Origin of the sequence: Streptomyces sp. NPDC101165 (genome assembly GCF_044768135.1) — a bacterium.
GTDB lineage: Bacteria > Actinomycetota > Actinomycetes > Streptomycetales > Streptomycetaceae > Streptomyces.
This window is the reverse complement of record NZ_JBIWPG010000009.1, coordinates 65184-85543: the sequence shown is the minus strand read 5'-3', so window position 1 is coordinate 85543 and position 20360 is coordinate 65184. Positions and strand designations below refer to the sequence as shown.

Sequence of the window (20360 nt, the reverse complement as noted above, 5' to 3'; positions counted from 1 at the left end):
TACATGGCATATGTCCGGTCCCGCGCCCGCCGCCCGGTGTGCCCGGTGGTGGGGATCAGGCGGGCTGCCCGTTCGCGGTGTCCTCGGCGATGGACTCGTGGTGCCGGATCACCTCGGCGATGATGAAGTTCAGGAACTTCTCCGCGAACGCCGGGTCGAGCTTGGCGTTCGCGGCGAGGCTGCGCAGCCGCTCGATCTGCCGGGCCTCGCGGTCCGGGTCGGCGGGCGGCAGCTGGTGCACCGCCTTGAGCCGGCCGACCTGCTGGGTGCACTTGAAGCGCTCGGCGAGCATGTGGACGACGGCCGCGTCGATGTTGTCGATGCTCTCGCGCAGCCGCTCCAGTTCCTGGCGGACCGCGGGGTCGACGTCACCGCTACCGGTGTTCCTGATGGTCATGGGCGTCAACCCTAAGGGGCGGGGCACCTCCCGTTCACCGGCTGATCAGCATGCGATCAGCCGCCGATCGTCGGAGGATCGTCCGGATCCGGGATCCGGTCGCTCCAGCCGCCGGGGACGCTGCGGCCCTGCTGGGCGCGGAAGCGGACGGGGGCGAGGCCGACCCGGCGGGAGAACAGGCGGGAGAAGTAGGCGGGGTCGTCGTAGCCGACGCGGCGGGCGACGGCGGCGACGGGCAGCTCGGTGGCGGCCAGGAGCTCCTTGGCGCGGCCCAGGCGGATACCGAGGAGATAGTCCTTGGGGCTGCATCCGGCGGCGCGGCGGACGGCATTGCGCAGCTCGGCGGGGGTCATGCCGTGCCGGGCGGCGTGGTCGGCGACGCTCATCGGCCGGCAGGCGTCCCGGGCCAGGGCCTGCAGCACCTGATCGCCGTCGGGGGCGAGGTCGGCACGGGCGCGGCGCAGGGCGACGAGGAGTTCGTGGACGGCGGCGCCGGTCTCGACCTCCAGCAGGGGGTTGCCGCGGCGGGCGGCACGGGCGATGCGGGCGACGACCGCGCGGGGGCCGGTGGCGTCCGAGAGCGGGACGACGGGGCGTTCGGGCTCGATGTAGCCGAGTTCGGTGTAGGTCGTGGTGGCGGGCCCGGCGAAGTCGACGAAGCCCTCGTCCCAGCCGGTGTCCGGGTCGGGCCCGTAGTGGTGCGGCACTCCGGGGGTGAGCCAGAGCAGTGCGGGCGCGGTGACGGTCGTACGGCGGCCGTCGGCGCCCTGGTACCAGCCGCCGCCCGTGCTGACCACGACGGCTACGTGGTGGTCGAGGGTGCGGGGGCCGACCGTGGGCAGCGCGCCGTACTGGAGGCCGACGCCGAGGCAGACCAGGCCGAGGCGGTGGTGGGCGGGGCCGGGGCTGAAGAACCGCATCCAGGTCTGGTACATCGGTGCTCCTCCCGGCGTCGGCGACGGCGGACTTTTGTCCAAGCAGCGCCGATCTTCGTCCATGGCGTCGATCACCGCCAGGGCCGAGGCTGGGGTGCATGAGCGAGTTCACGGTGGGGGAATCCGACTTCCTGCTGGACGGACGGCCGGTACGGCTGCTGTCCGGGGCGCTGCACTACTTCCGGGTGCACGAGGCGCACTGGCGGCACCGGCTGGAGATGCTGCGGGCGATGGGCCTCAACTGCGTGGAGACGTACGTCCCGTGGAATCTGCACCAGCCGGGCCCGGGGCGCTTCCGGGACGTGCGGGCGGTCGGCCGGTTCCTGGACGCGGTCCACGAGGCCGGCCTGTGGGCCATCGTGCGGCCGGGTCCGTACATCTGCGCCGAGTGGGAGAACGGCGGGCTGCCCCACTGGGTGACCGGCGAGCCGGGCACGCACGCGCGTACCCGTGACGAGCGCTTCCTGTTCCACGTGCGGAACTGGTTCCACCACCTGCTGCACGAGATCGTGCCCCGGCAGATCGACCGGGGCGGGCCGGTGATCATGGTGCAGGTCGAGAACGAGTACGGCAGCTACGGCTCGGACGCGGACTACCTGGAACAGCTCGCCGACCTGCTGCGGGTCAAGGGCGTCACCGTGCCGCTGTTCACCTCGGACGGCCCCGAGGACCACATGCTCACCGGCGGCTCGCTGCCCGGTGTGCTCGCCACGGTGAACTTCGGCTCCCACGCGCGCGCGGCCTTCGAGACGCTGCGCCGCCACCGCCCCGGGGGCCCGCTGATGTGCATGGAGTTCTGGTGCGGCTGGTTCGACCACTGGGACGGCGAACACGTCGTACGGGACCCCGGGGAGGCCACCGAGGCCCTGCGGGAGATCCTGGAGTGCGGTGCCTCGGTGAACCTGTACATGGCGCACGGCGGCACGAGTTTCGGCGGCTGGGCGGGCGCCAACCGGGGCGGCGGCGAGCTGCACGAGGGTCCGCTGGAGCCGGACGTGACCTCGTACGACTACGACGCACCGGTCGACGAGTACGGGCGCCCCACGGAGAAGTTCTGGTGCTTCCGCGACGTGCTGGCCGAGTACCACCCCGATCCGCTGCCCGAACTTCCGCCCCCGCCTGCCCGGTTGGTTTCTCCGACGGAGGTGGCGCTCACCGGATGGGCACCCATGGGTGACGTCCTGGAGGCGCTCGGCGGCGAGGAGACCGTCACCCCCGTACCGCCGTCCTTCGAGGAGCTGGGCGTCGCCCGGGGCGTGGTGCGCTACGAGGTGAGCGTGCCGGGACCGCGGCAGCCGTACCCGCTGACGGTGCGCGGACTCAGGGATCTCGCGGTGGTGTACGTCGACGGCGAGCGGGCCGGGGTGCTCACCGAGGAGGAGGCCCGGCTGAAGGAGCCTGTCGCGGGCCCCGCGCGCGTGGAGCTGTGGGTGGAGTCCCTGGGGAGGGTGAACTACGGGCCGCGCTCCGGCGAGGCGAAGGGCATCACCGGGGGCGTCCTGCACGAGCGGCAGTATCTGCACGGGGTACGCGCGCGCGGGCTCGATCTGGACGCCTTCGACGACGGCCTGGAGGCGGTGGCCTTCGGCGCGGTGTCCGGGGACGGCGCCCCGGGGCTGTACCGGGGCAGCGTCACGGTCCGCGGGGCCGGGGACGCCCGGCTCGAACTGCCCGGCTGGGCGCGGGGCTTCGTCTGGCTCAACGGCTTCGGCCTGGGCCGCTACTGGTCCGTGGGGCCGCAGCGGTCCCTGTACGTCCCCGGGCCGGTGCTGCGGGAGGGCGAGAACGAGGTGTGGGTGCTGGAGCTGCAGGAGGCGGGGCCGGGTCCGTGCGCACCGAGGCTGCTGCCGGTCTGAGCCCCCGGTCCGGCGACCGCGGCTTGTTCGAGGGTACTCAGGCCGCCACCGGCGAAATCCGCTCACACCCGCCTAGAGTGGATGGCAGTTCTGGGCGTCTTAGGGGGTCGGACGTGGCGAACGGCGGACCGGTCGAGCACGGCTACCCGCATCTGGAGACGGTGCGGGCCGCGATCACCGCGCTGTACAAGCGGCTGTCGTACGACACCGTGCAGACCTTCTCGACCAGTGTGGCCCCCGTCGACGTGGCCTTCAGCGACACGGACGACGTGCATCTGGGCGCGCAGCGCGTGGCCCGCGAGATCGTGCGGCACTTCCGGCTGCCCGATGCCCGGCTGATCGTCGGCTTCCGGGAGATGAGCCACGCGGCCAATGTCGAACTGGCGGCGGGCCCCGAGTACTTCGTCGAGCTGAACGACCGCTTCCGCACCCACCGCAGGGACATCGGCGCGGCCCTCGCCCACGAGGTGACCCACGTCTACCTGCACCGCCTCGACCTGGCCTTCCCCACCACGGCGGAGAACGAGATCCTCACGGACACGGCGACGACCTACCTGGGCGCGGGGTGGCTGCTGCTGGACGCCTACCGCGAGGACGGCGCCTCCTCCCAGAAGCTCGGCTATCTCACCCCCGAGGAGTTCGGTTACGTCCTCGCCAAACGGGCCCGGCTCTTCGGCGAGGATCCCTCCGTGTGGTTCACCAGCCCGCAGGCGTACACGGCCTACGTCAAGGGTATGGAGCGGGCCCGGCGGGACGAGCAGCAGCCGCCGCTGACCGCGGCCGGCTGGGCGGGCCGCCGCCGCTACGCCCACGACCGCCGCCACGGCGTCCCGCCCGGAGCGCCCTACGCCTTCAGCCCCGACCCCGCCGGCCACCTCCGCGTCTCCTTCCCCTGCCCCACCTGCCACCAGCGCATCAGGGTCCCGGTCCGGGGGCGGGTGCGGGCGCGGTGCGGGTTGTGCAGGACGGTTCTGGAGTGCGACACCTAGGTGCGCAACACCCTCGTTTGTAGCTGCGCTTCTCGACCCACCGAGTCGGTTGGTGGGTGGGCATAGGCGGGGGTCCAGGGGGGCGGAGCCCCGTGGTGGGCCCAGTGCAGGTCCGACTACTCGGCGGCCCCTACTCCGGGGCCCCGTACACCGCCCCCGCCGGCTCCGCCTCCGCCAACAACTTCAACACGGCCTCCCCCGCCTCGGCCGGGGCCCAGCGCGCCCCCTTGTCCATGCCGGGCCCCGGGCGCCAGCCCTCCATGACCGTGATCCGGCCCCCCTCCGCCTCGAACACCCGGCCGCTCACACCTGCGCACGCGGCGGAACCGAGCCAGACGACCAGCGGAGAGACGTTCTCGGGCGCCATGGCGTCGAAGCCGGCGACCGGAGCCGCCATGGTCTCGGCGAAGGTGCGTTCCGTCATGCGGGTGCGGGCCGCCGGGGCGACGGCGTTGACCTGGACGCCGTAGCGGGCGAGTTCGGCCGCCGCGACGAGGGTCAGGCCGATGATCCCGGCCTTGGCGGCGCTGTAGTTCCCCTGCCCGACCGAGCCCAGCAGGCCTGCCCCGCTGCTGGTGCCGACGATCCGGGCGACCGGTGTGCGGCCTGCCTTGGCCTCGGCCCGCCAGTGCGCGGCGGCGTGTTTGAGGGGGAGGAAGTGCCCCTTGAGGTGGACACGGATCACGGCGTCCCAGTCGTCCTCGTCGAGGTTGACGAGCATGCGGTCGCGCAGGAAGCCGGCGTTGTTGACGAGGGTGTCGAGGCGGCCGTACGTCTCGACGGCGGTCCTGATCAGGGAGGCGGCGCCCTCGGTGGTCGCGATGTCGCCGCCGTGCACGACCGCCTCGCCGCCCGCCTCCCTGATCTCCGCGACGACGGCCGCCGCCGGGCTGTCGGGTCCGGGCACCCCGTCCAGTCCGACGCCGAGGTCGTTGACGACGACCCGGGCGCCCTCGGCGGCGAAGGCGAGGGCGTGGGCGCGGCCCAGCCCCCGTCCGGCTCCGGTGACGACGACGACTCGCCCTGCGCAGATTCCGGTCATGCCAGGCCTCCTTGTTCTTCCTTGTCGGCGGTCGCGGCGTCCAGGAAGGCGGGCCGCTCCCCGCCCCCGTGCACCAGCAGACTCGCCCCGCTGATGTAGGCGGCCGCGTCGGAGGCGAGGAAGACGGCGGCCGCACCGACGTCCGAGGGGGTGGCCAGCCGGCCCAGCGGGACGGTGCGGGAGACCGCGGCGATGCCGTCCGGGCCGCCGTAGTGCAGATGGGACTGCTCGGTGCGGACCATGCCGACGACCAGCGTGTTGACGCGGACCTCCGGCGCCCATTCCACGGCCATCGACGCGGCCAGGTTCGCCAGGCCCGCCTTGGCCGCGCCGTAGGCCGCCGAGCCGGGCGAGGGACGGCCGCCGCTCACGCTGCCGACCATGACGACCGAGCCTCGGGTGTGCCGGAGCCGGTCGTAGGCGGCCAGGGAGGCGGTCAGCGGGGTGACGAGGTTCAGCTCGATGACCCGGGCGTGCCGCTCGGCGTCCACGTCGGCCAGCCGTCGGTACGGGGTGCCGCCCGCGTTGTTGACGAGGACGTCGAGCCGGGGCAGCGCGGCGAAGAAGGCGCTGACGGCGGGCGGGTCGCGCAGGTCGAGGGGCACGAACTCCACGCCGTCGAGGGGCTGTTCGGGCGGCCGCCGGGCGCAGGCCAGCACCTGGGCGCCGGCCTGGGCGAAGGCCTGCGCGATGCCCTCCCCGACGCCCCGGGTGCCGCCGGTGACGACGACGGTCCTGCCGTGCAGCGAGTTGTCCACAGGCCCTGCCGCGGAGTTTTCCACAGGCTCTCCCGCTCGTCTTCGCCGACTGCTAGCTTCGAAGCCTCACACCTAACAAATGTTTGGTGGAAAGGCGTTGAGTGCGAAGGTAGCTGATGCGTCCATGGGTGTCTCCATGTCGGCCCCGGAAAAGGGGATTTCCGTAGTCACCGTCGACTTCCCGCCGGTGAACGCGCTGCCGGTGCGCGGCTGGTTCGCCCTGGCCGAGGCCGTGCGCGCGGCGGGCCGTGACCCCGAGGTGCGGTGCGTGGTGCTGGCCGCCGAGGGGCGCGGTTTCAACGCGGGCGTGGACATCAAGGAGATACAGGCGGCGGGCCAGGAAGCGCTGATCGGCGCCAACCAGGGCTGCGCGGAGGCCTTCGCGGCGGTGTACGAGTGCGAGACACCTGTGATAGCGGCGGTGCACGGGTTCTGTCTGGGCGGCGGAATAGGCCTGGTGGGGAACGCGGACGCGATCGTGGCGAGCGACGACGCCTCCTTCGGGCTGCCGGAGCTGGACCGGGGCGCGCTGGGTGCCGCCACGCATCTGGCCCGGCTGGTCCCGCAGCACCTGATGCGCGCGCTCTACTACACCTCGCGCACGGCGAGCGCCGCCGAGCTGCACGCGCACGGGTCGGTGTGGCGGGTGGTGCCCCGGGCGCGGCTGCGGGCGGCTGCGCTGGAGCTGGCGCGCGAGATCGCCGCCAAGGACGGACGGCTGCTGCGCATGGCCAAGGCCGCCATCAACGGGATCGATCCCGTCGACGTGCGCCGCAGTTACCGCTTCGAACAGGGCTTCACGTTCGAGGCCAACCTCAGCGGGCTGGCCGACCGGGTCCGCGACACGTTCGGGAAGGAGGGTGCGTAGGTGGGCGACAAGACGATGACCGCCGACGAGGTGGTCTCCCGGCTGTCCAGCGGGATGACCCTGGGCATCGGCGGCTGGGGTTCACGGCGCAAGCCGATGGCACTGGTCAGGGCCCTGCTGAGAGCCGATATCGGGGACCTCACGGTCATCTCGTACGGCGGCCCGGACATCGGCATGCTGGCCGCGGCCGGCCGGATCCGCAAACTGGTCACCGCTTTCGTCACCCTCGACTCCATCCCGCTCGAACCGCACTACCGGGCGGCCCGAGAGCGCGGGGACTTCGAGCTGACGGAGGTCGACGAGGGGATGTTCATGTGGGGGCTGCGCGCGGCCGCCGGCCGGCTGCCCTTCCTTCCGGTGCGAGCGGGGCTCGGCTCGGACGTCATGCGGGTCAACCCGGACCTGAGGACGGTCACTTCGCCGTACGAGGACGGGGAGACCTTCGTGGCCATGCCCGCCCTGCGGATGGACGTGGCCCTGGTGCACGTCAACCGCGCGGACCGGTTGGGCAACGGGCAGTACCTGGGCCCGGACCCCTACTTCGACGACCTGTTCTGCGAGGCGGCGGACGCGGCCTACGCCTCCTGCGAACGGATCGTCGACACGGCCGAGTTGACGAAGGAGGCGGCCCCGCAGTCGCTGCTGCTCAAGCGGCTCGCGGTGACGGGTGTGGTCGAGGCACCGAACGGCGCACACTTCACCTCCTGCGCGCCGGACTACGGCCGGGACGAGGAGTACCAGCGGGAGTATGCGTCCACGCCGTGGCCGGAGTTCGCCGAGCGGTACCTGTCCGGGGACGAGGAGGCGTACCGGTCGGCGGTGCGGGAGTGGCGGAAGGAGCGGGAATCATGAAGGTCACCCGGGCCCCACTTCCCCCGCCCACCCGCGCCGAGTACTGCGTGATCGCCTGCGCCGAGGCCTGGCGGGGCGGCGGGGAGATCCTGGCCAGTCCGATGGGCCTGATCCCGTCGCTGGGCGCGCGGCTGGCCCGGCTCACCTTCGCGCCGGACCTGCTGCTCACCGACGGGGAGGCGCTGCTGGTCCGCCCGGACGGCACGCCCGAGGGCTGGCTGCCCTACCGGCAGCATCTGGCGCTGGTGGCGGGCGGACGCCGGCACGTGATGATGGGCGCGAGCCAGATCGACCGGTACGGCAACCAGAACATCTCCTGCATCGGCGACTGGGACCGGCCCCGGCGGCAGCTGCTCGGGGTGCGCGGAGCACCGCTGAACACACTGAACAATCCGACGAGTTACTGGATCCCGAGGCACTCCGGGCGGGTGTTCGTGGAGCGGGTGGACATGGTGTGCGGGGTGGGGTACGACCGGGCGGCGGAGCTGGGGAGCACGGCCCGCTTCCACCGCGTCCCCCGGGTCGTCTCCGACCTCGGCGTCTTCGACTTCGCCACCCCCGACCGGTCCATGCGGCTGGCTTCGCTGCATCCGGGGGTGAGCGTCGAGCAGGTGCGGGAGGCGACGGGCTTCACGCTCGCCGTGCCCGACGAGGTGCCGTACACCCGGGCCCCCGGCGAGGAGGAGCTGCGGCTGATCCGCGAGGTGCTGGATCCGGCGGGGGCCCGCGCGCGTGAGGTGCCCGAGGGGGCGAGGGGGTGATGGAGACCGCGCTGACCCGGCTGGTGGGGGTCCGGCATCCGATCGTGCAGACCGGGATGGGCTGGGTGGCCGGCCCCCGGCTGGTCACGGCGGCGGCGAACGCGGGGGCGCTGGGCATCCTGGCCTCCGCGACGATGACCGTCGACCAGCTGCGGTCGGCGATACGGGAGGTCCGGTCGCGGACCCGGGCGCCGTTCGGGGTGAACCTGCGGGCGGACGCGGCCGATGCGGACGACCGGGTGCAGATCATGCTGGACGAGCACGTCCGGGTGGCCTCCTTCGCCCTCGCCCCCTCCCCCGAGCTGATCAGCCGGCTCAAGGAGGCCGGTGTGGTGGTCGTGCCGTCCGTCGGGGCGCGGCGGCACGCCGAGAAGGTGGCCGCGTGGGGCGCGGACGCGGTGATCGTGCAGGGCGGCGAGGGCGGCGGGCACACCGGCGAGGTGGCGACGACCGTGCTGCTGCCGCAGGTGGTGGACGCCGTGCGGATACCGGTCGTGGCGGCGGGCGGCTTCTTCGACGGGCGGGGCCTGGTCGCGGCGCTGGCCTACGGGGCGGCCGGAGTGGCGATGGGCACGCGGTTCCTGCTGACCTCGGACTCGACGGTGCCGGACGCGGTGAAGGCCCGGTATCTGGCGGCGACGGTCCGGGACGTGACGGTCACCCGGGCGGTGGACGGGCTGCCGCACCGAATGCTGCGCACGGACCTGGTCGACGCGCTGGAGCGGTCCGGCCGCGTACGGGCCCTCACCCACGCGGTGCGGCGGGCCTCGGGCTTCCGGCGGCTGTCGGGGCTCACCTGGCCGCAACTGGTCCGGGACGGCCTGGCCCTCAGGCACGGCAAGGAGCTGTCCTGGAGTCAGGTGCTGCTGGCCGCGAACACGCCGATGCTGCTGAAGTCGGCGATGGTGGACGGCCGTACGGACCTCGGGGTGATGGCCTCCGGGCAGGTCGCCGGGGTGATCGACGACCTGCCGTCGTGCGCGGAGCTGGTGGAGCGGATCGTGAAGGAGGCGGAGGAGGTGCTGGCGGGACTGGAGAGACTCAGAGGCGCTCGATGATCGTCACGTTCGCCTGACCGCCGCCCTCGCACATCGGCACCATCCCCGACGGCCCCCTCGCACTGCTCGGCCCCAGGGGGCCTCCCAGGCTTCGGGAGCCTGCGCCGGACTCCGTCCGCCGAAGCGGGTGGCCGCCCTTGTCGTCGCTCCGGTCACACGCGTTCGATGATCGTCACGTTCGCCTGACCGCCGCCCTCGCACATGGTCTGGAGGCCGAACCGGCCGCCGGTGCGCTCCAGTTCGTGCAGCAGGGTCGTCATCAGCCGGACACCGGTGGCGCCGAGTGGGTGGCCGAGGGAGATGGCGCCGCCGTTGACGTTGACCTTCTCCGGGTCGGCGCCGGTCTCCTTCAGCCAGGCGAGCACGACGGGGGCGAAGGCCTCGTTGATCTCCACGAGGTCGATGGCGTCGATGGTCAGGCCGGTCTTCTTCAGGGCGTGGGCGGTGGCCGGGATGGGCGCGGAGAGCATGCGGATGGGGTCCTCGCCGCGCACGGAGAGGTGGTGGACGCGGGCCCGCGGGCGCAGCCCGTGTTCCCGCACCGCCCGCTCGGAGGCGAGCAGCATGGCCGCGGCCCCGTCGGAGACCTGGGAGGAGCAGGCCGCGGTGATGGTGCCGCCGTCGAGGACGGGCTTGAGCGCGGCCATCTTCTGCGGGGAGGTGTCCCGGCGCGGGCCCTCGTCGACGGTGACCTCGCCGTAGGGAACGGTCTCGCGCTCGAAGCGGCCGGTGTCGATGGCCCAGACCGCCCGCCGGTGCGAGCGCAGGGCGAACTCCTCCTGGTCCGCGCGGCTGATGCCCCACTTGGCGGCGATCATCTCGGCGCCGGCGAACTGGTTGACGGGCTGGTCGCCGTAGCGGGCGCGCCAGCCGGTGCTGCCGAGGAAGGGCCCGTCGGTGAGGCCGAGGGGGGCGGCGGCCTGTCGGGAGGCGAAGGCGATGGGGATCTGGGACATGTTCTGCACCCCGCCCGCGACCACCAGGTCCTGGGTGCCGGAGAGCACGGCCTGCGCGGCGAAGTGCACGGCCTGCTGGGAGGAGCCGCACTGCCGGTCGACGGTGACGCCCGGTACCTCCTCGGGCAGCCCTGCGGCCAGCCAGCAGGTGCGGGCGATGTCCCCGGCCTGCGGCCCGACCGCGTCCAGGCAGCCGAAGACGACGTCCTCCACGGCGGCCGGGTCGATCCCGGCCCGTTCCACGAGCGCCTTGAGCACATGGGCGCCCAGATCGGCCGGGTGGACCCCGCTGAGCCCTCCCCCACGCCGCCCGACGGGCGTGCGGACCGCTTCGACTATGTAGGCCTCGGCCATGGCGACTCCCTCACAAGAAAGGGGTGTTGAGCGTGATGTCATTCGCGTACGGCGATCCCGTCCAGCACCATCGACAGGTACTGGCGGGCGATCTCCTCCGGGCTGTGCTGTCCGCCGGGCCGGTACCAGGACGCGGCGACCCACACCGTGTCCCGGACGAACCGGTAGGTGAGCCGGACGTCCAGGTCGGCGCGGAAGACGCGCTCGGCGACTCCGCGCTCCAGCGTGGACAGCCATGCCTTCTCGAACCGGCGCTGCGAGTCGGCGAGGAAGGCGAAGCGGTCCTGCGCGACGAGCTGCTTGCTCTCCTTCTGGTAGATCGCGACGGCGGCGCGGTGCCGGTCGATCTCCCGGAAGGACTCGGTGACCAGGGCCTCCAGGGTCTCGCGGGGCCCGAGCCCGGAGGCCAGGACGGTGTCGTAGCCGTCCCACAGCTCGTCCAGGAAGGTCCGCAGGATCTCCTCCAGCATCGACTCCTTGGAGTCGAAGTGGTAGTAGAGGCTGCCCGCGAGCATCCCCGCGTGGTCGGCGATGGTGCGGACGGTGGTGGCGTTGTAGCCCTGCTCGGCGAAGACCTCGGCGGCGGTGCCGAGGAGTTCGTGACGGCGGTCCTGAGCGGCGGCAGCCGCGGGCTTCCTCGTGGCGGCAGCCGCAGGCTTCCTCGCGGCGGCGGCCGTGGGCTTCTTCGGGGCGGCGGCCGCAGGCTTCTTCGGGGCGGTCACCTGGGGCTTCTTCTTGGTCGGCACGAACCCATTGTGGTCTGCCCGTCGTCAGGGATGCTGGCTGCTGACGGCGACGACCTCGCCGGTCAGGTACGAGGAGTAGCCGGAGGCCAGGAACACGATCACGTTGGCCACCTCCCAGGGCTCCGCGTACCGCCCGAAGGCCTCCCGTGCGGTCAGTTCCCGGAGCAGTTCGGCGGAGGTGACCTTCACCAGGTGCGGATGCATGGCGAGGCTGGGCGCCACCGCGTTGACCCGCACCCCGTAGGCGGCCGCCTCGATCGCCGCGCACCGGGTCAGCGCCATCACGCCGGCCTTGGCGGCGGCGTAGTGGGCCTGGCCGGCCTGGGCGCGCCAGCCGACGACGGAGGCGTTGTTGACGATCACCCCGCCGCCGGTGTCCCGCATGGCGCGCAGGGCCGCCCGGGTGCAGCGGAAGGTGCCGTTCAGTGTGACGTCGAGGACGCGGGACCATTGCTCGTCGGTCATGTCGACAAGGTCCGAGGTGCCGCCCAGCCCCGCGTTGTTGACGACGATGTCGAGCCTTCCGTGTTCCTGTACGGCCGCCTCGAAGAGTGCGCCCACCTGGGTCTCGTCGGTGACGTCGCAGGGCACCGCGGCCACCGCGCCGGGGAACTCCCGGACGAGCCGGGCCTCGTGCTCCTTCAGGCGGCGCGTGTGCGCGTCGCTGATCAGCACCCGGGCGCCCTCCTCCAGGAAGCGGCGCGCGGTGGCCCCGCCGATCCCCGCGCCGGCCGCCGCGGTGATGACGGCGGTGCGCCCCTTCAGCAGCCCGTGCCCGGGCTCGTACGCCGGACTCTCGACGCCTGTCATAGGGCCACGCTAACCTACCAAACACTTGTTAGGGAAGGATGGTGACGGCGACCGTGGACCTGACCCACGCTCCGGCCGACGAGGAGTTCCGCGCCGAGGCCCGCGCCTGGCTGGCGGCACACGTGCCCCGCACCCCGCTCCCCTCCCTGGAGACCGCGGAGGGCTTCGCGGCGCACCGCGCCTGGGAGGCCGAACTGGCCGCGGACCGCTGGTCGGTGGTGTCCTGGCCCGAGCAGTACGGTGGCCGTGCGGCCACCGTCCTCAGGTGGCTGGTGTTCGAGGAGGAGTACTGGGCGGCGGGCGCGCCGGGCCGGGTCGGCCAGAACGGCATCAGCCTGCTCGCGCCGACCCTCTTCGACCACGGCACGGCGGAGCAACGCGCGCGTGTGCTGCCACCGATGGCCTCCGCCGAGGTGGTCTGGGCGCAGGCCTGGTCCGAGCCGGAGGCGGGCTCCGACCTGGCCTCGCTCACGTCCGGGGCGGTACGGACGGACGGCGGCTGGCTGCTGAGCGGCCAGAAGACCTGGTCCTCTCGGGCGGCCTTCGCCGACCGGGCCTTCGGCCTGTTCCGCAGCGACCCCGAGGCCCCGAAGCCGCACCAGGGGCTCACGTATCTGATGTTCGACCTGCGGGCCCCCGGCGTCACCGTCCGCCCGATCGGCCGCCTGGACGGCAAGCCGGCCTTCGCGGAGCTGTTCCTGGACGAGGTGTTCGTGCCGGACGAGGACGTGATCGGAGAGCCCGGCCAGGGCTGGCGGATCGCGATGTCCACGGCGGGCAACGAACGCGGCCTCACCCTGCGCTCCCCCGGCCGCTTCCTCGCCTCCGCCGCCCGGCTGCTGGAGCTGTGGAGGGCACAGGGCCGCCCGGAGCAGGCGCGCGCCCGGGTGGCGGACGCCCTGATCGGCGCCCGCGCCTACCAGCTGTTCACCTACGCGGCCGCTGCCCGCTTCCTGGAGGGCGGCGCACTCGGCCCGGAGTCCAGCATGAACAAGGTGTTCTGGTCCGAGTACGACCTGGCGCTGCACGAGACGGCGCTCGATCTCCTCGGCACGGAGGGCGAGTCGGCGGACACGGACTGGGCGGAGGGGTACGTCTTCTCGCTGGCCGGACCCATCTACGCGGGGGCCAACGAGATCCAGCGCGACATCGTCGCCGAGCGCCTGCTCGGCCTGCCGAAGGGACGCCGCTGATGCGCTTCCTCCTCGACACCGAGCAGCGCGCCTTCGCCGACTCGCTGCACGCGATGCTGACGGCGGCGGACACCCCGGCGGTGGTCCGGGACTGGAGCCGCGGCGACCATACGGGCGGCCGCGCGCTGTGGCGCCGTATCGCGGACGCGGGGGTGTTCGGTCTTGCCGTGCCCGAGGAGTACGGGGGGCTGGGGCCGCACCCGGTGGAACTGACCGTCGCGTTCGTGGAGTTGGGCAGGCACGCGGTGCCCGGACCACTGGTGGAGACGGTCGCTGCAGCCGTACTGCTCGGTGCCGTCGAGCCGGCCAAGCGGTTCCTGCCCGGGCTCGCGGCGGGCGAGATCATCGCCACCGTGGCGGCGCCCACCGGGTACGCCCTCGACGGCGACGCGGCCGTGCTCCACCTCGTCCCGGCACCGGATGGACTGCACCTGTCGCCAGGTCCCGGCCCGGTCCGCCCCTCCCTCGACCCCGCCCGCCGGCTGACCCCGCTGGCCCCCGGCGGCGAACTGCTGTCCGCCGGCCCACCGGACACCCGAGCCCTCACCTGGGCGCGCCTGGCCACCGCCGCACAGGCCCTCGGCGTGGGACACGCCCTGCTCGACCGGACGGTCGCCCACGTCCGGCAGCGCACACAGTTCGGTGTCCCCATCGGCTCGTTCCAGGCCGTCAAGCACCGCCTCGCCGACGCGAAGATCGCCCTGGAGTTCGCCCGGCCCCTGCTCTTCGGAGCGGCGCTGTCCCTGCGCCCCGCGGACGTGGCGGCCGCCAAGCTGAAGGCCTGCGAGGCGGCCTACGCCACCGCCCGCACGGCACTGCAGCTGCACGGCGCGATCGGGTACACGGCGGAGTACGACCTGTCCCTGTGGCTGACCAAGGCCCGTGCCCTGCGCACCGCGTGGGGCACGCCCGACGAGTGCAGGGACACGGTGCTCGGGGACGCCGGCTAGGCGGTCGGGGCCGGCCGGCGCACGGCTCAGGCAGGCCGCGCGATGCCCGCGGCGCGTGCGGCCGCGAGCCACTGGGGGAACTCGGCGACGAGACGGTCGTACAGCTCGGCGTCGGAGACCTGCCGGGGATCCTGGCCCGCGTGGAAGAAGCCGGCGTTGTCCACGGGCCGCTTGCCGGGGACCGCCAGCTCGTCCAGTTTGCGCAGGAACTCGAACTGGCGGCTGCCCGGGTCACCGAAGCCGACGAACTGCCAGAACAGTGGCAGCTTCGCCGCCTTGCACAGGTAGCGTTCCGCGGCGAGCTTGTTGATCGGGCCGCCGTCGGTCTGGAAGACGACCAGCGCGGGGTCGGTGGCGCCGCTGTCCATGTAGTGGTCGATGACGGCGTCCATCGCCAGGTGATAGCTGGTCTTGCCCATGTGCCCGAGCCCGGCCGCGATCCGTTCGATGCGGCCCTCGTGGCCGTCGAGGGCGATGTCGGTGACCGCGTCGACGTCCGTGGAGAAGAACACCACGGGCACCCGGCCGTCGTCGTCCAGGTGCGCGGACAGGCCCAGCACCCGGTCGGCGAGCGCCTGCACGCTGCCGTCCTTGTAGTACGGCTTCATCGAGCCCGAGTAGTCGACCACCAGGTACACGGCGGCCCGCAGCCCGTCCAGGCCGTGTTTGCGCAGGCAGACGCCGGCCGAGCGGTACGGCTCGACGAGCGCGGGCGCGGTCTCCTCCACCTTGCGCAGGCTGATCGCGGCCATGGTTCCCCCCTCGGCTGTGCGGGAAGCCGAGCCTAAGGGATCACAGGCCCCTGCTGTCGCTCCCGTCACATCAGTTCGCTATTTTGTTCGCCGCCGTCCCCACCGGCTCACCTTGTCCCGAACTTTCCTCAGAGGAGCCGGCCGTGACCGCCGAGTCCGCCGTCACCACCTGTTTTCGTCACCCCAAGGTGGAGTCCCACGTCCGCTGCACGCGCTGCGACCGCCACATCTGCCCGTCCTGCATGCGGGAGGCCGCGGTCGGTCATCAGTGCGTGGAGTGCGTGAAGGAGGGGGCACGCTCGGTCCGGCAGGCGCGCACGGCGTTCGGCGGCCGGATCAGCGCGGTGCCGGTGGTGACGTACGTGCTGATCGGGCTCAACGTGCTCGCCTACCTGGCCGAGTTGGCGCGGCCGTCGATCGAGGACCGGTTCGGCATGCTGGGCACCGTGCCGGCGGGTTACCACCCGGAGGGCGTCGCCCACGGCGAGTGGTACCGACTGCTGACCGGAGCGTTCCTGCATCTGACGCCCGCCGAGGGCACGTTCGGCATCGCGCACATCCTGATGAACATGCTGGCGCTGTGGAACGTCGGCCGGGTGGTCGAGGCCCAGCTGGGCCGGGTCCGCTATCTCGCCCTGTACCTGCTGTCGGCGCTCGGCGGCTCGGTCCTGGTGCTGCTGCTCGCCCCCGAGACCCTCACGGTCGGCGCCTCCGGGGCCGTCTTCGGGCTGGGCGCCGCGTACTACGTCATGGGCCGTCGCCTCGGCTACGACATGCGTGCGGTCAACCAGTACATGGGCGGTCTGCTGCTGTGGCTGGTGATCTCCGCATGGCTGACCTCCTGGCAGGGCCACCTCGGGGGCCTGCTGGCGGGCGGGGCGGTGACGCTGGCGTACGCGTACGCGCCCCGGGACAACCGTCGCGTCCTGATCCAGGCGGGCGCGTGCGTGGCCCTAATGGCGCTGCTGCTGGTCCTCGCCTGGGTCAAGGCCGGGGATCTCACGGGAGGCGCGGCCGCATGAGGCGGGCGGGAATCCTGCTGCTCGCGGCCGTGCCGGTGGTCGTCGCGGCGGCGGTGTACGCCACCGGCCCCGATCGGTCCGGCTCCCCGGAGGGCAAGCACGCCACGGCTTCCCGGGAGGCCGCCGGGCGGGCCGGGTCGGCGCGGGACCAGGACGCGGAGGTCATCGCCGACGCCCCGCCGGGCCTGGCCGCGCCCGCCAAGAAGGAGCTGGCGCAGCAGATCGTGGCCAGCGCCGAGAACTCCACGCTCGACTGGCGCACCGCCTACGGCTACATCGAGGACATCGGCGACGGGCAGGGCTACACCGCCGGCATCATCGGCTTCTGCACCGGCACCCACGACCTGCTCACCCTGGTCGAGCGCTACACCGGAGCCCACCCGGACAACGGCCTCGCGACGTATCTGCCGGCCCTGCGCAAGGTCGACGGCTCACACTCGCACGAGGGCCTGGGCCCCGGCTTCATCGCGGCCTGGAAGGCGGAGGCCAAGCTCCCGGCCTTCCGCAAGGCCCAGGACGAGGAGCGCGACCGCGTCTACTTCGACCCCGCGGTCCGCCGCGCCAAGCTCGACGGCCTCGGCACACTGGGCCAGTTCATCTACTACGACGCGATGGTCTATCACGGCCCCGGCGCCGGCCCCGACAGCTTCAACGGACTGCGCGAACGCGCCCTGAAGGAGGCCGACACCCCCGCCGAGGGCGGCAGCGAGAAGAACTACCTCGACATCTTCCTCGACGTCCGCCGCCGGGCCATGAGGGCGAAGAGGCCGGGCGTCGACACCTCCCGCGTCGACACGGCCCAGCGGCGGTTCCTCTACGACGGCAACCTCGACCTGGACACTCCGCTGGAGTGGCGGGTGTACAAGGAGCCGTACCGGATTCCGTAGCGCGTCACGGACGTCAGCCGGCCCACTTCCGGCGCAGCACCTCCTCCGCGGGTTTGCCGTGCGGGGTGTACGCCAGGCGTGCCGGGGTCTCGCCGCTGTCCGGCCAGTCGTCCCACATCCACCAGCAGACTCCGGCCCACCACGGGCGGCCCTCGAAGGAGTCGAGGAGTGCCCGGTAGGCGGCGGCCTGTTCGGCGTCGGCCGGGTGGGTGCTGACGGTCCAGGAGTACGGGGCGGTGGTGGAGCCGCGCTGGCTGACGTAGCCGGCCTCGGTGAACAGGATCCGGCGGTGCTGGCCTGCCGAGTAGGCGGCGAGCTTCTGCCGGATCGGGGCCCAGGCGCGGTTCAGCAGGGCGGGATCGGTGGTGGGTTTCTCCGCGAGCGGCCAGTAGGCGTCGATGCCGATGAGGTCGAGGTCCTTCCAGAAGTGGATGTGCTGGTACTCGTCGTAGTTGGCGGCGTAGGTCAGCGGGCCGTCGTAGTGGGCGCGGACCGCCTTGATCACCTTCGTCCAGGCGGCGGTGTCGCCGGAGACCCCGGCGAGTTCGGTGCCGATCGCGAGCTGTTCGGCTCCGGTGTCGGCGGCGATGTCCGCGTAGTGAGTGATGAAGCGGCGGTAGGCGGCGAACCAGGCGGACCGGTCGCGGGGACGGATCTCGGCGCGGTCCTGGTCGCCGGGCAGGTCCACGTGCGGTTTGATCATCACGTTGAGTCCGGCCGCGTGGGCGCGCTCGACGATCCTGCGCAGGCTCGCGTCGCTCGCGGTCTCCTCCGTGGTGTGCGGGCCGGAGTCGGTGACCCGCTTCTGGTACCAGGTCGGGGTGAAGGTGACCCAGCGTGCCCCGGTGGCCTTGATGTCGCGCAGATAGCGCGGCACGGCCGGGCTGTCGTAGTCGGTGCGGTACCACGAGGGCAGGGTGATGCCGCGCAGGGTGGTGGTCCCGGTCTCCGGGCGGGAGGCGTGCGTGCTGCCGGGGCCGGAGCCGTGGCCCGGCCCGGTGGACACGCAGCCGCCGGCGGCGAGGAGGACCGCCGCCATGACGGCGACGGTCCTCCTCCTGGGGGCGGGCGCCGTCACAGCGCCGCCGGGCTGACGAAGGTGTAGCCGAGTGCCCTGATGCCGTCGATCGTGTCCTTCAACGGCTGCACCGGGTAGTACGGGTGGTAGAAGAAGCTCGCCACTCCGTCGCGCACCGCCAGGTTGGCCTTCGCCGAGGCGATGAGGTCGGCGGGCAGGCGCGCCGGGTGGTTGTTGTACGCCTCCGGCTCGTAGTTGCCGATGTTCTCGGGCAGCACCTTGGTGCCGTAGACGTCCTTCACGACGTACGGGAAGAACTGGCCGATGAACCGGTTCGGGTCGGACTGGGCCCCGCTCAGCGTCCCGGCGAAGTAGAGCGAACGCTCGAGGCGCGCCGAGAAGTTGGAGCTGAAGACCTTGTAGTCGGCCGCGGAGCCCGCGTAGTGCGGGGTGGTCCACAGCGTCGGCTTGGGCAGGCCCGCCAGCGCGAACTGGGCGAGCGCGCTGGTGACCCGGGTCTGCGCCCAGAGGCCGGAGTCCTCGGCGACCGGGCCGTCGTAGACGACGTTGTTCGCGGAGTCGACGTGCGCCCGGTAGAACTCGAAGTCGTCGCCGGTGACGCCGTTGTAGGGGTTGGCGACGTTGCCGTACTGGTGGGTGTAGCCGTGGTCCATCAGGACCGCGCCCCTGGCCAGCATGTACTTCAGCGCGCTGACCACCTGCGGGCGCTGGGCGAGCGTGATCGTCTGCGGGACGCCGTCGTTGTAGGTGCCGTTGGGGTCCGTGTAGACGGGGATCACGTTGATGCCGTACGGGATGTGCTCCGAGTAGAGGTAGTCGGCCATCGCCCGCAGCTCGGTGGGGTCGGCGTCGGGGCTGATGTCCTCCAGGCGCATCATCGCCCGGTGCCGCTCGGTGGTGGCCGGGGCGAGGGCGTCGAAGAGCAGGTCCTCGAAGGCGATGACGCGGTCGGTCTCGGAGACGTAGGCGAACGGGATCTCACCGATGTAGGTGAGGTTGGACGAGCGGACCGCCCAGCCGAAGGTGTGCCCGTTCGAGCTGTCCAGGCCCTCCGCGAGCCGGGTGACGGCCGGATACCCGGGCCCGGTCAGGACGTTGGGGCGCAGCACACCGCCGTCCTGCCCGGCCGGAATGGTGCGGGTCAGCGTCTGGCCGCGGTACGTCACCTGCGTGACGTCGCCGACCGAACCGCCGTCCTCGTAGTACGACGTCGTCGGGTCCCAGCCGTACTTCTGCGTGAACTGGGCCGCGCCCACCGCCCCCGCCATGTTCCAGATGTTGGCGCCCATCCAGATCACCGGCTTGGTGCTCGCCGACGCGTCGGCGTAGAACGCGGCCGGGACGGCGTCCGGAATGGTGCCGCCGTAGTACGTCGAGCCGATGTAGATCACGGCCGAGTACGAGTCGATCATTCCGGCGGTGTACTGCTGGACCGGCTTGGCCGTCACCGTGCCGAAGTGGCCGGCGAGGTTGGCCGTGGCCATCGCGTACAGCTCGCCCAGCTGCCCGTAGGGGCCCGCCGTGTCGTAGAGGACGAGTGCGGTCTCAGTGGCGTCCGCGGCCGCGTCGGCAGGGGCGAGCAGGGCCTTCTGCCGGGTCGCGGTGGTCGCCCTGGTCGCGGTGCGGACCGGGACGGCGGCCGCGGCCGCGCGGGTGGTCGGGGTGGTCTTCGGGTGCGGCCGGGTGCGCCGCGTCTGGTCGGCCTGGAACTGGGCCCTCGCCCAGCCCTTGAGGTCGACCCGGTTGAGTCCGGACCTGGTGCCGGCGGCCTCGCCCCTGCGGTGCTGCCCCCCGGCGGCCTGGGCGTTGGTGGCCATGAACGTGCCGCTCAGCAGAGCGGCGACGAGTAGTAGAACGACGGAAATTCGGCTGCGTGCCCGCTTCCGAAGCGGGATCAGTCGTCTCACGATCTTCCCCCCCACTTTGCCAAATGATTGACAAAGCATTTGGCGTTAGGAAGACCAGATTCTTCTGGCCACCTCGATGACTGTCAAATGTCCATCTCGGTCCCGGAAGGTCTGCTAAGTTCGCCTCGCGCATTGGGGATGCGCACCGAATATGGGGGGACAATGTACGGACGACCCGCCCTGGGGGCACTGCTGCCCTTGGCAGGAGCGATGGCCGCACCGGAAGCA

General features: G+C 72.4%; 20 protein-coding genes. 10 read left to right on the top strand and 10 right to left on the bottom strand.

The features are described from left to right. Positions 1-55: 55 nt before the first annotated feature. Both ACIRVH_RS20425 and ACIRVH_RS20420 read right to left on the bottom strand, forming a co-directional pair. Positions 56-397, bottom strand: coding sequence for a chorismate mutase (locus tag ACIRVH_RS20425; protein ID WP_403955153.1), 342 nt, complete (start codon positions 395-397; stop codon positions 56-58). A 56-nt stretch (positions 398-453) separates the two neighbouring features. After that, positions 454-1332: an AraC family transcriptional regulator gene (locus ACIRVH_RS20420; RefSeq protein WP_403955151.1), complete on the bottom strand. Its 879-nt coding sequence runs from the start codon at positions 1330-1332 to the stop codon at positions 454-456. A 98-nt stretch (positions 1333-1430) separates the two neighbouring features. Between ACIRVH_RS20420 and ACIRVH_RS20415 the strand changes: the two genes are divergently transcribed. Further along, positions 1431-3188, top strand: coding sequence for a beta-galactosidase family protein (locus tag ACIRVH_RS20415; RefSeq protein WP_403955150.1), 1758 nt, complete (start codon positions 1431-1433; stop codon positions 3186-3188). Positions 3189-3301: 113 nt separating this feature from the next. After that, complete coding sequence (locus tag ACIRVH_RS20410; protein ID WP_403955147.1) at positions 3302-4177, top strand: hypothetical protein; 876 nt, start codon at positions 3302-3304, stop codon at positions 4175-4177. A gap of 130 nt (positions 4178-4307) precedes the next feature. Here the strand turns inward: ACIRVH_RS20410 and ACIRVH_RS20405 are convergent, their stop codons facing one another. Further along, the gene (locus ACIRVH_RS20405; RefSeq protein WP_403955144.1) at positions 4308-5219 is read right to left on the bottom strand and encodes an SDR family oxidoreductase; all 912 of its coding nucleotides are present in this window, start codon (positions 5217-5219) and stop codon (positions 4308-4310) included. After that, on the bottom strand, positions 5216-6001 hold the full coding sequence (locus ACIRVH_RS20400) for an SDR family oxidoreductase (RefSeq protein ID WP_403955142.1): 786 nt from the start codon (positions 5999-6001) through the stop codon (positions 5216-5218). The genes ACIRVH_RS20405 and ACIRVH_RS20400 overlap by 4 nt, the downstream gene beginning before the upstream one ends. 100 nt (positions 6002-6101) lie before the next feature. Here ACIRVH_RS20400 and ACIRVH_RS20395 point away from each other — a divergent pair, with 100 nt between their 5' ends. Genes ACIRVH_RS20395 through ACIRVH_RS20380 form a run of 4 tightly spaced genes read left to right on the top strand, consistent with a single transcriptional unit; the run spans position 6102 to position 9516 of the window. Continuing rightward, positions 6102-6845 carry an enoyl-CoA hydratase family protein gene (locus tag ACIRVH_RS20395; RefSeq protein WP_403955139.1) on the top strand — a complete coding sequence of 248 codons (744 nt, stop codon included), beginning with the start codon at positions 6102-6104 and terminating at the stop codon, positions 6843-6845. Then, a complete protein-coding gene (locus ACIRVH_RS20390) occupies positions 6846-7697 on the top strand; it encodes a CoA transferase subunit A (protein ID WP_403955136.1) in 852 nt (283 codons plus the stop codon). Beyond that, the gene (locus tag ACIRVH_RS20385) at positions 7694-8458 is read left to right on the top strand and encodes a CoA-transferase subunit beta (RefSeq protein ID WP_403955134.1); all 765 of its coding nucleotides are present in this window, start codon (positions 7694-7696) and stop codon (positions 8456-8458) included. The genes ACIRVH_RS20390 and ACIRVH_RS20385 overlap by 4 nt, the downstream gene beginning before the upstream one ends. After that, the gene (locus tag ACIRVH_RS20380) at positions 8458-9516 is read left to right on the top strand and encodes an NAD(P)H-dependent flavin oxidoreductase (RefSeq protein ID WP_403955131.1); all 1059 of its coding nucleotides are present in this window, start codon (positions 8458-8460) and stop codon (positions 9514-9516) included. Before ACIRVH_RS20385 ends, ACIRVH_RS20380 begins: the two co-directional genes overlap by 1 nt. A 152-nt stretch (positions 9517-9668) precedes the next feature. Here ACIRVH_RS20380 and ACIRVH_RS20375 read toward each other — a convergent pair whose 3' ends face one another. Genes ACIRVH_RS20375 through ACIRVH_RS20365 form a run of 3 tightly spaced genes read right to left on the bottom strand, consistent with a single transcriptional unit; the run spans position 9669 to position 12382 of the window. After that, positions 9669-10826 (bottom strand): acetyl-CoA C-acetyltransferase, encoded by a 1158-nt coding sequence (locus tag ACIRVH_RS20375; protein WP_403955129.1) that lies wholly within the window; start codon positions 10824-10826, stop codon positions 9669-9671. A 38-nt stretch (positions 10827-10864) separates the two neighbouring features. After that, complete coding sequence (locus ACIRVH_RS20370) at positions 10865-11572, bottom strand: TetR/AcrR family transcriptional regulator (RefSeq protein ID WP_403955126.1); 708 nt, start codon at positions 11570-11572, stop codon at positions 10865-10867. Positions 11573-11596: 24 nt separating this feature from the next. Further along, entirely contained in the window at positions 11597-12382 is a 786-nt protein-coding gene (locus ACIRVH_RS20365; protein WP_403955124.1) for an SDR family oxidoreductase, read from the bottom strand. A gap of 53 nt (positions 12383-12435) precedes the next feature. On the opposite strand from ACIRVH_RS20365, the gene ACIRVH_RS20360 reads away from it, so the two are divergent. After that, positions 12436-13575, top strand: a complete 1140-nt coding sequence (locus ACIRVH_RS20360; protein WP_403955750.1) for an acyl-CoA dehydrogenase family protein — start codon at positions 12436-12438, stop codon at positions 13573-13575. Beyond that, complete coding sequence (locus ACIRVH_RS20355) at positions 13575-14525, top strand: acyl-CoA dehydrogenase family protein (protein WP_403955121.1); 951 nt, start codon at positions 13575-13577, stop codon at positions 14523-14525. The genes ACIRVH_RS20360 and ACIRVH_RS20355 overlap by 1 nt, the downstream gene beginning before the upstream one ends. 26 nt (positions 14526-14551) lie before the next feature. On the opposite strand, the gene ACIRVH_RS20350 is transcribed toward ACIRVH_RS20355, so the two are convergent. Beyond that, a complete protein-coding gene (locus tag ACIRVH_RS20350; RefSeq protein WP_403955119.1) occupies positions 14552-15277 on the bottom strand; it encodes a VWA domain-containing protein in 726 nt (241 codons plus the stop codon). A 143-nt stretch (positions 15278-15420) separates the two neighbouring features. On the opposite strand from ACIRVH_RS20350, the gene ACIRVH_RS20345 reads away from it, so the two are divergent. Together ACIRVH_RS20345 and ACIRVH_RS20340 are read left to right on the top strand one after the other, a co-directional pair. Next, on the top strand, positions 15421-16299 hold the full coding sequence (locus ACIRVH_RS20345) for a rhomboid family intramembrane serine protease (protein ID WP_403955116.1): 879 nt from the start codon (positions 15421-15423) through the stop codon (positions 16297-16299). Beyond that, positions 16296-17186: a chitosanase gene (locus tag ACIRVH_RS20340; RefSeq protein ID WP_403955113.1), complete on the top strand. Its 891-nt coding sequence runs from the start codon at positions 16296-16298 to the stop codon at positions 17184-17186. The genes ACIRVH_RS20345 and ACIRVH_RS20340 overlap by 4 nt, the downstream gene beginning before the upstream one ends. A gap of 13 nt (positions 17187-17199) precedes the next feature. Here ACIRVH_RS20340 and ACIRVH_RS20335 read toward each other — a convergent pair whose 3' ends face one another. Next, positions 17200-18225, bottom strand: a complete 1026-nt coding sequence (locus ACIRVH_RS20335) for a glycoside hydrolase family 113 (protein ID WP_403955111.1) — start codon at positions 18223-18225, stop codon at positions 17200-17202. 35 nt (positions 18226-18260) lie between these two features. After that, positions 18261-20042: a DUF2334 domain-containing protein gene (locus ACIRVH_RS20330; RefSeq protein ID WP_403955107.1), complete on the bottom strand. Its 1782-nt coding sequence runs from the start codon at positions 20040-20042 to the stop codon at positions 18261-18263. Positions 20043-20360 lie beyond the last annotated feature (318 nt).

Bases quoted from the DNA above. Each gene is read 5' to 3' on its own strand.
- ACIRVH_RS20385 (WP_403955134.1), top strand. From the start codon at position 7,694: ATGAAGGTCACCCGGGCCCCACTTCCCCCGCCCACCCGCGCCGAGTAC.
- ACIRVH_RS20340 (WP_403955113.1), top strand. From the start codon at position 16,296: ATGAGGCGGGCGGGAATCCTGCTGCTCGCGGCCGTGCCGGTGGTCGTC.
- ACIRVH_RS20415 (WP_403955150.1), top strand. From the start codon at position 1,431: ATGAGCGAGTTCACGGTGGGGGAATCCGACTTCCTGCTGGACGGACGG.
- ACIRVH_RS20335 (WP_403955111.1), bottom strand. From the start codon at position 18,225: ATGGCGGCGGTCCTCCTCGCCGCCGGCGGCTGCGTGTCCACCGGGCCG.
- ACIRVH_RS20365 (WP_403955124.1), bottom strand. From the start codon at position 12,382: ATGACAGGCGTCGAGAGTCCGGCGTACGAGCCCGGGCACGGGCTGCTG.
- ACIRVH_RS20375 (WP_403955129.1), bottom strand. From the start codon at position 10,826: ATGGCCGAGGCCTACATAGTCGAAGCGGTCCGCACGCCCGTCGGGCGG.
- ACIRVH_RS20380 (WP_403955131.1), top strand. From the start codon at position 8,458: ATGGAGACCGCGCTGACCCGGCTGGTGGGGGTCCGGCATCCGATCGTG.
- ACIRVH_RS20350 (WP_403955119.1), bottom strand. From the start codon at position 15,277: ATGGCCGCGATCAGCCTGCGCAAGGTGGAGGAGACCGCGCCCGCGCTC.
- ACIRVH_RS20355 (WP_403955121.1), top strand. From the start codon at position 13,575: ATGCGCTTCCTCCTCGACACCGAGCAGCGCGCCTTCGCCGACTCGCTG.
- ACIRVH_RS20405 (WP_403955144.1), bottom strand. From the start codon at position 5,219: ATGACCGGAATCTGCGCAGGGCGAGTCGTCGTCGTCACCGGAGCCGGA.
- ACIRVH_RS20395 (WP_403955139.1), top strand. From the start codon at position 6,102: ATGGGTGTCTCCATGTCGGCCCCGGAAAAGGGGATTTCCGTAGTCACC.
- ACIRVH_RS20420 (WP_403955151.1), bottom strand. From the start codon at position 1,332: ATGTACCAGACCTGGATGCGGTTCTTCAGCCCCGGCCCCGCCCACCAC.
- ACIRVH_RS20425 (WP_403955153.1), bottom strand. From the start codon at position 397: ATGACCATCAGGAACACCGGTAGCGGTGACGTCGACCCCGCGGTCCGC.
- ACIRVH_RS20330 (WP_403955107.1), bottom strand. From the start codon at position 20,042: ATGGCCACCAACGCCCAGGCCGCCGGGGGGCAGCACCGCAGGGGCGAG.